This is a genomic window from Glaciihabitans sp. dw_435 (genome assembly GCF_018449675.1).
Lineage (GTDB): Bacteria > Actinomycetota > Actinomycetes > Actinomycetales > Microbacteriaceae > Glaciihabitans.
In genome coordinates, this window is the sequence record NZ_JAAVUZ010000005.1 from 204,099 (window position 1) to 215,667 (window position 11,569).

General features: G+C 62.7%; 9 protein-coding genes. 3 read left to right on the forward strand and 6 right to left on the reverse strand.

What is annotated here, in order from left to right; translation table 11 throughout:
• Nucleotides 1-12 precede the first annotated feature (12 nt).
• From HB677_RS09485 to HB677_RS09505, 5 genes are all read right to left on the reverse strand, one after another.
• Entirely contained in the window at nucleotides 13-405 is a 393-nt protein-coding gene (locus tag HB677_RS09485; RefSeq protein ID WP_213815454.1) for a PLD nuclease N-terminal domain-containing protein, read from the reverse strand.
• 101 nt (nucleotides 406-506) lie between these two features.
• Nucleotides 507-3,902 (reverse strand): glycoside hydrolase family 3 N-terminal domain-containing protein, encoded by a 3,396-nt coding sequence (locus HB677_RS09490; RefSeq protein WP_213815455.1) that lies wholly within the window; start codon nucleotides 3,900-3,902, stop codon nucleotides 507-509.
• Between the two features lie 257 nt (nucleotides 3,903-4,159).
• The gene (locus HB677_RS09495) at nucleotides 4,160-4,927 is read right to left on the reverse strand and encodes a GAF and ANTAR domain-containing protein (protein WP_213815456.1); all 768 of its coding nucleotides are present in this window, start codon (nucleotides 4,925-4,927) and stop codon (nucleotides 4,160-4,162) included.
• Nucleotides 4,928-4,933: 6 nt separating this feature from the next.
• Entirely contained in the window at nucleotides 4,934-5,593 is a 660-nt protein-coding gene (locus HB677_RS09500; RefSeq protein ID WP_213815457.1) for a GAF and ANTAR domain-containing protein, read from the reverse strand.
• Nucleotides 5,590-6,210, reverse strand: a complete 621-nt coding sequence (locus HB677_RS09505; RefSeq protein WP_213815458.1) for a TetR/AcrR family transcriptional regulator — start codon at nucleotides 6,208-6,210, stop codon at nucleotides 5,590-5,592. The genes HB677_RS09500 and HB677_RS09505 overlap by 4 nt, the downstream gene beginning before the upstream one ends.
• Nucleotides 6,211-6,275: 65 nt before the next feature.
• On the opposite strand from HB677_RS09505, the gene HB677_RS09510 reads away from it, so the two are divergent.
• Together HB677_RS09510 and HB677_RS09515 are read left to right on the forward strand one after the other, a co-directional pair.
• Nucleotides 6,276-7,727 carry a DHA2 family efflux MFS transporter permease subunit gene (locus HB677_RS09510; RefSeq protein WP_213815459.1) on the forward strand — a complete coding sequence of 484 codons (1,452 nt, stop codon included), beginning with the start codon at nucleotides 6,276-6,278 and terminating at the stop codon, nucleotides 7,725-7,727.
• Nucleotides 7,728-7,952: 225 nt separating this feature from the next.
• Complete coding sequence (locus HB677_RS09515) at nucleotides 7,953-9,110, forward strand: hypothetical protein (protein WP_213815460.1); 1,158 nt, start codon at nucleotides 7,953-7,955, stop codon at nucleotides 9,108-9,110.
• A gap of 529 nt (nucleotides 9,111-9,639) precedes the next feature.
• On the opposite strand, the gene HB677_RS09520 is transcribed toward HB677_RS09515, so the two are convergent.
• Nucleotides 9,640-10,011, reverse strand: coding sequence for a hypothetical protein (locus tag HB677_RS09520; protein ID WP_213815461.1), 372 nt, complete (start codon nucleotides 10,009-10,011; stop codon nucleotides 9,640-9,642).
• Between the two features lie 1,232 nt (nucleotides 10,012-11,243).
• Between HB677_RS09520 and HB677_RS09525 the strand changes: the two genes are divergently transcribed.
• The coding region (locus tag HB677_RS09525) for a hypothetical protein (protein ID WP_213815462.1) at nucleotides 11,244-11,569 on the forward strand (326 nt) is incomplete at its 3' end.

Here is an 11,569-nt window from a genome sequence, read left to right on the forward strand (position 1 = left end):
GGCATCCGCCGTCTATCGGTCCGTCCCCGGGGTGATCCCGCGGCGCTTCTGGATCTCCGCCTCGAGCCGCGCGATGCGGGCCAGGTTTTCGTGGTGCTCGATCTCGCGGTCCAGCGCGGCGAGCTGCTCTTCGGTGGACATGGCGCTGGGCGTCGCGCGGGACATCCGCTCTGCGCTCAGGGCTTCGTGCCGTCTCGGGTCGCCGAAGGATCCCCGGTCGTGCGGGGCGGCGTACTCGCGCCCGATCGCAAACCAGAGCACGCTGCCGACGAAGGGCAGGAAGATCACGATGAACACCCACACCAGCTTCGGGAGGTGCTTCACCGCATCGCTCGGTCGGGTGATGATGTCGACGAGGGCGCCGACGAAGACCACGAGGAGCAGAACGGAGATGACTGCGTACATGGCGGTCAGCTTAGTGAACAGTCGAGCGAAACTCGATTGATAAGGCCCAGGGCGTGCAGAAGGGGATCCCGCGCGCGGGATCCCCTTCCACCGTCAGTGCGTTAGCGAACGGAGATCGTCGTCACCCCCGTGTACTTCGTGCCAACGCTGTTGCTGAACGCGGCACGGTACTTCGCACCGTTGTCGCGCTTGCCGGCGACGAACTGGTACGACGTGTGGCTTGCGCCCCGCACCGCCGTCCAGGACTTGCCGCCGTTCCTGCTCACCTGCCACTGCACCGTCGGCCGCGGAACCCCCGTTGCCGCCGCCGACAGCGTCACCTTGCTTCCGCGGTGGGTGACCACCGAGGAATGCGGCTGCGAGGTGATGACCGGCGCGCTGGTGTGCGCGACCTTCCCGCGCGACACCGTCAGGAACTGCGTCAGGTGACGGAACTGCGCCGAGTACGACCCGACCGAGATGCCCGAGACGCCCTGAATGCTGGCGAGCTCCTGGAATCCGGCCGACTGCATGGCGACATTGATGACGTGGATGGCACTGCGCTGAAGGTCGCCCAGACGCAGCGGGTATCCACCCGCCGGGTAGTCGCCGCGAATGGTCACCGTGTACGAGACGACGGGGCTCGTGGCATCCCCCGCCGTCTGGTGCACGACGTTGGTGATGCTGATTCCTGCCTTCTGGTCCGCGGTCAGCGCGTCGGACGCGAGGAGCGCCGTCACGTCGGCGTATGCCGCCTGCACCGAGGTGTAGGGCGGGGTCAGCTGCGTCGTCTGGTTGAACAGGGAGTCCACCAGGGTGGTGCTCGACTGCGGCTGCTGTCCGATGATGCTCGCGTCCACGTTGGTCGTGACGGCCTCGGCCCCGGTGGCAGACGGGGTGAGCCCGCCAAACCGCCAGGTCCAGTTCGTGAAGTTGAACGCTTCATAGGTCAGCTTGCTGTACTCCGGCAGGCCGGAGACATCGATGGTCGGCGCGACCTTCTTGATCTGGGTGACGACCTCGTCGGGGTTGCCTCCGGGTTCGATCAGATCGTTGCCCGAGTAGTACACGCCCGTTGCACCCGTGCGCGGTCCCGCACCCCAGTCGGTCATCACCAGCCCCTTGAAGCCCCACTCACCACGGAGGATGTCCGTGTTGAGATCGTAGGAACCCGAGGTGTAGGTGTCGTTGACCTTGTTGTACGAGGTCATGATCGCCATCGGCTGGGCGCTCCTGACGGCGATCTCGAAGCCCTTCAGGTAAATCTCCCTGATGGCCCTCTCATCGATCACCGCGTTCGTGGAGGTGCGCGACGTCTCCTGGTTGTTGGCGAAGAAGTGCTTGAGCGTCACGCCGACGCCCTTGTTGCTCTGCACTCCCAGGGTTGCCGCGGAGGCCGTGAGCCCGGCGATGAGCGGGTCCTCCGAGTAGTACTCGAAGTTGCGTCCGTTGAGCGGGTCGCGGTGGATGTTCATGCCGGGCGCGAGCCACAGCGTGACTCCGTACTCGGTCATCTCCTTACCAATCGCTGTGCCCACCTTCTTCACCACCGTCGGATCCCACGTCTGCGCGAGCAGTGTGCCGATCGGCCACGCGGTGCCGAACTGGTAGGTCGGCGGTGTGCTGTTCACCTTCTGGGTGAGCCGCAGGCCGGCCGGACCGTCGGAGAGTGTCATGCCGGGCAGGCCGAGTGACTCGTAGTCGGGCGTCGTGTAGCCGGCTGCGCCGACCGCGGTCAGGGTCGATCCGGCCTTCGACGAGCCCTCGACGATGGTCGCCAGCTGCGTGGCGGTCAGTCTCGCGACGAACTGCTTGAGCGAGTACGTTCCCTTGGCCACGTCGAAGAGCGTCTTGCTCGGGTCGGTCGAGACGTACTTGACGGTCTCACCCGTCTTCGCGGTGTACGGAGCGCCCGTGCCATCCCAGTCCGTCGTCCCGGCCGGCAGATACGCCGTGGTCGACGAGATCGGGCTCTTGTCGAGCGCGTAGTACGGCGAGGAACTGTCGACCGGCACGTTCTGCTCGTACCGCGAGGCATCCTGTTCCGTGTGGAAGTCCCGCGACCGCAGCGCGATCCGCGGAGCCTTCGCGATCTCCTTCGCCTGTGACGCGTAGGTGTAGAAGTCGGCGGGGTTGCTCGTGAGCTCGGTGTCGACCGTGCGGTCGTTCTCCTCGTTCGCGAGCTGCTGGGTGGTCACGGTGCGGTTGAGGTTCAGCCGGGCGGCAACGTGGGTGCTGCGCGACGAGTCGCCCACACGCACGAGGTAGTCACCCGCCTGCAGCGTGTAGGCGGCCTTCGCGGGGTCGTACGACGACATGTCCTGGGTGCGGAACTGAATCGTCACATCCTGCGATGCCCCGGGCGCCAGGCTGTCGGTCTTCGCGTAGCCGGCGAGCTCCTGGTACGGCTTGTCGAGGCCGGTCTGCGGCGCCGAGAAGTACACCTGCACGACCTGCCGGCCGGTGTGCTTGCCCGTATTGGTCACCTTCGCCGTGACTTTTACCGTCTGCGGGTTGGCCGAGACGCGCTTGGTCGCGATGGTGAAGTCCGTGTAGGTAAGGCCATATCCGAACGGATAGTCGACAACGCTTGCCGGGTTGGCGGGATCGATCTTCTTGTAGAAGGAATCGAAGTAGCGGTAGCCGACGTAGATGCCCTCGCTGTATTGCTCCTGTTCGGGGTCTCCGTCATTGTTCGCGAACGTGGATGACGCGGGGTAGTCGCCGTACGACGACGCCCACGTGTCCGTGAGCTTGCCCGAGGGCGCCACCGTGCCGTTCAGCACCTCGGTAACGGCGTTACCCGATTCCTGGCCGGCCTGGCTCATCAGCAACAGCGAGTCGAGCGCGGTGCCACCGGACGGATCCTTCGCCCCCGCGTTCACCGACGCGAAGAACGAGGTGTCGACGATGCCCCCGACGTTGAGCACGACGACGACCTTCTTGTAGGTTTGGCCGATCAACTTCAGGTCGCCGAGTTCGGTGTCGGTCAGCAGGTAGTCACCCTTGCCGGAGGAACGGTCGGCGCCTTCGCCGGAGTTCCGGGCAACGACGAAGATGGCCGTGTCCGTGGGCTGGGTGGGACGAACGGATGTCGCGGTCAGCTGCTGCTCGACCGAGGAGTAATCGATCGGCGGCCCAAAGATTCCGCCGGAGCCGGCCGGGTACTTTGCGTTGTAGGCAGCGACCATGGCGTCGTAGTACGCGGGGCTTGTGGTGATCGCGTAGCCGGCGTTGGTGAGGCCTTCCCGCACGCTCACCGTGTAGCGGTTGTTCACGTCGCCCGATCCGGTGCCGCCCTTGACCGTCTTGTAGGAGCCGACGCCGAAGAGCGCGACCTTCCCTGACTTGGACATGGGGAGCGCTGTGTTGTGGTTTTCCAGCAGGACCATGCCCTGCGTGGCAGCGGACTTCGATAGCTGGCCGTTGGCAAGCTCGAGTGGCCCGGGGTTGGGATCGGTCGTGGCGCCGTACGCGGCGTACCCTCCCGAAACGATCAATGCCAGCGATACAGCCATCGACACCGCGATCGCGCGCGGTGTTCGAAGGCCTCGCCGGGAATGTGGTTCACGCATCCTGTCGTCCTCTCTGACAACACTCTTTGCGCATCGGGAGGAAAGCTGCGGCGTTCGTTCTGGACGTCATCGGCCAAACCTGCGCGTGTTCCCACCCCGAACGCACTCAAGTTATGGTCAGCGGAATCGGCCTGTCAATGGCCTCCGAGGCACACGGCCGCTTTTCTTAAGAACTTTTTTCCGGCCGAAAATTCGGCGTACTATCCCTGCCGCCGCGCGAGCGCGGCAACGACGTCCGCCGTGGCGATGGCGCGTTGAACCGTCGCCTCTGCCGTGTGACGGAGCGACAAATCGTGCGCTGCCGCGTACTCCCGCAGTGCGTTGAAGGCGTCAGTCATGGTGAGGTCCTCGGCCTGCGCAAGAACGCCCTTCGCCTGCTCGACGATGATGCGGGTGTCGAGTGCGAGGTGAAGCTGTTCGCCGACAACGAGGGGGTTCCGGAAATTACGCTCGTGAAGAATGCCGAGTACGGCGATGTCGGCAAGCGCCTGCGCGATGTCGGCGTCGTTGTCGGTGATCGAATCGGGGGTGGTGCTGAGGAGGTTCATGACGCCAATAACTTCTCTGCGCAATCGCATCGGGATGGCGTAGGTCGACCGGAATCCCTGTTCGATGGCCGAATCGTGGAACTTCGGCCATCGGGTCGCGCCGGCGGTGATATCCGGCACGCTCACTGCGCGGCCGGTGCTGTAGCAGTCGATGCAGGGTCCGGCCCCCGCGGCAATGATGATGGTCTCCACCACCTTCGCCTCTTCGCTGGTCGACGCGACCAGGTCCAGGTCGCCGCCCGAGTCGGCCAGAAGGATGCCGCCGGCATCGACACCGAGAATGTCGGTGCACGTCTTCAGCAGCGTCGAGAGGAGGTCAACGATGTCGTAGTCGTTCATGAGCGCGTCCGTTGTCGCGACGAACGCGTCATTGATTTTCTGTTCCCGCGATTTCACGTTCACTGTGTCTCCGTCATTCACGTCCGGTCACTCCTCCAGTGCTGAAAAGTTGAGGCGACGTGTCACAACGTCGCGAGCGACTTCCCGAAGACTGACTCCCCGGGAAAAAGCGTACGCGCGCATACTGGCAAACGCGTCGGTCGCGGTGGTGTCGAGTTGCAGCAGGACCATTCCGGTCGCCTGATGCACCTCGCGTCGTACTTCGATGGGAAGTTGTCCATCGGGCTCCTCATTGTCGGCGACCACAATCGCCCGCCGGAGCGCTGGCCCCGCAATTGCCCGCCCGAGGGCCACGCCCGTTTCGATGGCGCTGGCGTCCAGCTCGCCGGGAGTCGAGCGATAGCAGAGCACCGCGCCGATGCAGACGGCCCCCAGCGCGAGCGGAAAGATGAAGATCGCGCCGACAGCCGCCGCCGGCTGGGAGAAGTAGATGGGCCAGCCCTCGGAAGCGGACACGTCCGGAATGAGTACCGGGATGGCGCGTCCCACGCAATCGAACAGTGGACCCTCGCCGAGGTCAAAATGGATTTCTTCGAGGCGCGCGGCGGTCTCATCGCTGGCATGCACCCTCGTCAGCCGATTCTCCTGGTCGAGGACCGAGACCACGACGCCAGAGATGGGCAGCAGGTCGAGAAATGGGGAGGCGAGCTTCTCGCCCGCGAGTGGTGCCTCCCGGGCGGGAATCATGGCGAGTCCGTGCTCACGGTGTCCCGCAATGCACCTCGTGCGCGCAGCAGGGGCAACCACACGTCGTCCACGATCTCCGCAATGACGTCGTCGGGTACCCGGGTCAAAGTCCACAGCAGCTCGTGGCGCATGAGGGATAACGGCAGCTCGATGACGCGGGTCGTGAGGCCCTCCAGAGTGATCTCGCCGCGATCCTGTGCCCGCTCGAGCACGAGTTCCATGCCGGATCGCCCGCGCCGGATGAGCAGCTCACGCAGGTTCGCGAAGGTCGTGCCCGTCTCCCGAAAATATTCGGCCAGTTGCACGCTGAGCGTCACGGCGAAATCGGCCCGCGCCTCGCTGGCGCGGTGCAGCAGGGTGACGACGTCGTCGCGCAGGTTGCCGGTGTCCGGCAGCTCGATGGGCGCGCGGGCGCCCGCACGGCGCACCGCGGCCTTGAGCAAGTCTTCGCGATCGGTCCAGCGGCGGTACAGCACGGTGCGGCTGGTCCCGGCGCGCGCGGCTACCGCTTCGAACGTGAAGTCGGCATACCCAGACTGCGTGAGTTGCTGCCACGCAGCATCGAGAAGGGCAGCCTCCAGCTCATCGCCCCGCCGTCGCGTCTGTTTTAGATCCACTTGCGCATCTTATCGCGTCGCCCTAGCATTGCCGTCATTAGATACGCCAACGCACCCTAAGGTCGATGATGTCCACTTCCGCTCCTGCGCCCACCGCCAAACTTGATCCCGCCGTCATGCGGGTGACCGTCGCACTGCTTGTCGGCGGCATCGCCGTCATTTTCGACTCGACAATCGTCGCGGTCGCCCTGCATCAACTCGCCGCGGATCTCCATGCGAGCGTCACAACAATCCAGTGGGTCAGCACCGCGTACCTGTTAGCGCTTGCGGTGACTCTCCCGCTCGTGGGCTGGCTCCAGAGTCGGTTGGGTGGCAAGCGGCTGTGGCTGATTGCGTTGACGGTGTTCCTTCTCGGCTCCGTGCTGTGTGCCACGGCGTGGGACGCTGGCAGCCTGATCACCTTCCGCGTTGTCCAGGGCATCGGCGGTGGCGCGATGATGCCACTACTGACGACCATGATCATGCAGGCGGCCCGCGGGCAAAACCTCGGGCGCCTGATGGCGACGGTTGCGTTGCCCACGGCCCTTGGGCCCATCTTTGGTCCCGTGATCGGCGGTCTCATTCTCGGGGTTGGCGACTGGCGCTGGTTGTTCCTCGTGAACATTCCCCTGTGCCTGGCGGGGCTGTACCTCGCCTGGCGGATGCTTCCGGCCGACCAGCCCACCGCACGCGTGCGCCTGGATATCGTGGGCCTCGTTTTGCTTTCGCCGGGCCTGGTCGCGCTGCTCTGGGGGCTCTCGAACGTCTCCCGCGACGGAGGTTTTGGCCGCGCCGACGTGGCAATTCCCCTCATCGGCGGAGTGATCCTCTTGGTTGCCTTCACGCTGTGGGCGGTGCGCCGTCGGGCGGAGGCTCTTGTCGATCTGGCGGTGCTCCGCCGTCGCCCCACCTGGTCGGCGAGTGCGCTGATGTTCCTCTCGGGAGCATCCCTCTATGGTGCGATGCTGCTGCTTCCCCTGTACTTCCAGGAGATCCGAGGCAGCGATGCCCTGGGTGCCGGGCTGTTGCTCATTCCGCAGGGTGTTGGCTCGCTGCTCAGCCGTTCCCTCGCGGGGGGCCTCCTCGATCGTGTGGGCGGGCGGATCGTGGCGATCCTTGGATTCGTGGTCGTCGCACTGGCCACGGCACCGTTTGCGTTCGCCGACGCGGACACACCGGTGTGGACGCTGATGGTCGGACTGTTCGTGCGCGGCCTCGGCATGGGAGTGGTGTTCATCCCGCTCATGGCTGTCGCCTTCATTGGGCTCGAGCACGACGAGGTGCCCCACGCGAGCATCGTCACGAGAATCGCCCAGCAGGTAGGCGGCTCGCTGGGAGTCGCGCTCTTGGCCGTGATTCTTGCGACGTCGACCGTGGCGGCGGGCTCAACTGTCATCGGATTCCAGACGGCGTTCTGGTGGACGGTGGGCTTCAGCGTGCTGTCAATTGCCGTCGCCTTCGTGCTTCCCGGCCGCCCGCCCGTGCTTCCTAAGGGCGAGTCGATCGAAGAGGTCACCGCGGAGGCCGCGGGAGAGTGATTGCCTTCGTCCTGAACGTCCTTGATGTAGGTGTGTGGGCTCAGGACGCGAGGCCGCGGTCGAGCATGCTGCTGCCTGCTGCAAGGATCGCTTCCCGGGCGGGCCGCGGGGTGACTCCGAGAATCTCGCGGGTCTTGGTCGGGGAGACTCGTCTGACGTAGCCGAGGTCCGCGGCGACCGGAGTACTAAGCGACCTGTGGCTGAACGGTCGGTAGGCTCCCGAGCATGGCCATCGACTCGTCCACCTTCTCTTGGCTCCCTGATCATCACCGCCACGTCGCATACACGCTCGCTCATGTCGACAAGCTCATCGGCGAGCTCGCGGGAATTCTTTTCAGCTATCTCGATGACGGACCGTTTAAGTTCGCCAACCAAAACTGGAACGACAGGTCGTACGTGGTGCTCCGGGATGTACGTGCCCTCCCCGAATCGGTACCTCGAATTTTTGCCGACGCCACCACCCAACTACGCGCTGCGATCGAGCACACGATATACACACAGGTAGAACATGAATTGGGTACGACGGCACAAAACGCCGATTTCGATGGGCGAGGGATCGAGATGCCAGCTCACCTTGAGGAGCAAGCATTCGCGAAGTGGTCCAATGACTCACGCCGGAAGCTCATTGGATCTCTCCAACCTGGGTCTACCCTCCACGCCCGGATCCGTAGTCTCCAGCCCTTCCTCTCGGAGGACCCGGAACGTCACCCGATGCGGGTATTAGCCGAGTACACGAACTTCGCCAAGCATCGGTCGCCATCAATCGCAAACGTTGGCATTGGGCCAGTTATCCCAGATTTCGAATCTGAAGGATTAAATGTCGCGGCGGGTGCCGGCAGCAGGTTGCGGCCGGCAAAGGTGGGGGACGTCGTTGCCAGCGGCCCACGCGGTGTATTGGTGCCGTTATCTATATGCCCCAACATTGCGGTGCAGCAACCGCACACCCAAGACTGGAACGTCCTAATGCATGAATTGAACAACGTGGCTGAATGGGTTCGCCGGACCGCCATTCCGACCTTGATCACCGGGTCGTCGGATGTTGCTGCGCTTCCCCCGGGCCTAGACCTTCGTGTTGCTCATGAGGACTTCTCTAGCGCGCTCCTAGCGGCGAATCGGACGACATCCTTTGAGCGAAATCAGCGACGGATCATGGCCCATGGTGTTCGGGACGGGCTCGCCGATGTCCTGTCCGCTGGCGACAACCCGCGAGTTGAGTATGAAGCCGCGCTCACATGGGCGCGGACGCTGGACGATGCTGACGTGCTTGCCCGAATGAGTGTCTTAGAGAAAGTTGCTGGGGCTGGCGATCTTGCGGAGGCGGAACGTCTGGTGGGCGCCATAGTCCAAGAGGTACTGGAGTCGGCTCCTTTGGATGCGTCGTGACGCGTCTTCAACGACGCGCTGGCATCGGTGCTGGAATCGATTCCAACGGCATAAAAAATGACCACCCGCGGTAGAAGCCCGCAGATGGTCAAGTGGCCCCGACCGGCGTCGATCCGGTGACCTCACGATTTTCAGTCGACAAGCGACTGTGAGGGTGGGGGCGTTGTGCTGACTTTCCCCGCAAACACCAGCCCGATTGAATCACTCCATCGTGGATGATTGCGGTCGAATGTGATCCAAGTGTGTCCAAAATGTGTCCACTCCACTGGGCGTCCCGGGGTTCGTCAAGGAGTACCGACGACCCCCGCTTTACAAGAGCGTTACAAGGCGCTGTATGGACACTGGAGTTTTAATCGATCCTTGAGTTTCAGGGGGTTTTGGGTGATTCCAGACTTTCTGGAATCGAGTGCAATGACGTGTAAATGTTGCCATTTTGTTGCCGCTGGGGACGGCCCCCGGAGAGGTGCTACGTGTGAGCGCTCAACGGTGGCGTCACCGTCTTTGCTCCGGCACGACAGGTGCACAAGGTCTACAACCAGGGGGTGTGATTGACGATTGTCGAGATCGCGTGGCCGACGTGGTACGGGACGAGCACGATGAAAAAGGCGGCCAAGGGGTAGATCCACGCGAGGCGGCGTCGTCTTATCCCACCGAAAATGGTCAAAACGATGGCAATCAGCGCAATGACGGGCGGTATGTAGATCGCGATACTCAAGCTGATGCCCACCGCGTTGCAGTCTGGATCGCAGACTCCGGTGTTCACGGCGAAAATCCCAAACCACCCGACTGCGGCCGCCCATGGCACAAGAAGCACACACAGAACTGCCGCGACAAAGATGCCAGCGCGCGACGCGACGGGCGGTTCACTTGTTGCCGTATGCGTTGTCTCGGAATCTGTCATGGGCTATGTCTACACGAAGCTCGGCCACGCGGAGCCAGACCAGAGTGCGTGGGCCAATTGATGGTGAGCGCCGCCTTGCTCGCACGATTGACTCTGGAATTAATAAGTCCGTTCCACGTGCCCGCAAAGGAAGCAAAGCGCCTAAGAACCGATAATTATCGGGGGTTATAGCTTGCTGCGACAGTTGCCAATCTGGTCAGTTGTTGACCAAGCGTGGGCAAATGTGAGCAAATCGAACAGCCTCCGAGTTGTCATCGCGGAAACGATGTGCGGTGAGGGTCACTCGTGGATCATGTTGCGCGGAGCGGGCGCTCTGATTCGAAGTGCCCAAGGGCGAGGTTCATTGGAATAGTGGGTTTGCCCAGATCCGAACCGTCCGGCTGATATTGTCCGGCGGAGGACCAAGGCTGCGCTTGAACGGAGCCCTACGACAACGTAGGGCCGAAGGGGGATCGTGATAACTGCAGACCACGCGGTGATGAGCCTTTCGCACCGTTTCGCTTACGTTGTATGCCTATTGCAACCTCTCAGCTTCGCGGTCTTTCGGGTGGGCTCCCGGCTGCTCGATCTGGACATCGGCTTCCTCCTCGCACTGTTCGGAATCGGGTCGACCGTCAGCGTCGGGATCATCGGGGTGTGCTTATTTGGCGTAATTTCAGTGCGTCGTCGACCAGGGTGGGTAGGTCCTCTTCTTGCTCTCTTCGCTGGTTTGGTCGCGGAAATCGCCGTCGGTTTGCTGATTCGATACGCCTGAGCTTTTCGCAGGGAACGATAACCAGGTAGACAGGTTCCGACGGTCGGCGCATCGGTTCTGATGCTCCGGATGGCGGGAAGCTTGTCGTATGTCTCGTCATCTAACGAGACGCAGACGACTCAAACCGCTTTCGAGCGGGTGACCTCACGATTTTCAATCGACAATCGAATTTGAGTAGGGGACGTCTTGGGACGCCTATCCCTGCAGACACAACATCGGCACGATTATTCCAATGCTCATGAATTCTGTGGTATTCGCTTCAAGTGTGCCCAGAATGCGTCTACTCGACCAACTTCAGAGCAGCCTTTGCTGCCGTATTTGATACGCGGCGGGGTGCCCAAATACACAGGGTCATAGCCATGGGGTGTGGTTGGCGATTGTCGCTATCGCATGTCCCAGGTGGTAGGGGACAAGCGCGATAAAAAAGGCGGACAGGGGGTAAATCCACGAGAAGCGGCGATCGTTCACTATGCGTGAAATGGCCAAGCTCGCTGCGACGATCGCGATCAACGGCGGGAGGAACTGTGCAATGTATACGCTCGACGTGGTTGCTACCCAATTGCAATTCGGAGAGCAAACACCAGTGCTCACGGCGAAAATCCCAAGAAAGCCAATTAGGCATCCGTACGGTACGACGAGAACAGAGAGGACGATTGCGACAATGATGCCGCGGCGCGACGCAGCGGGTGGATTGGTTGGTGCTGCAGATGTCATCCCAGTAGCAGTCATGGGGCATGTCTACACGAATCTTGCACCTTCAGGCGACCATGCAGGTCCGTCGAACCAATTCAGCACGGAAGTCCC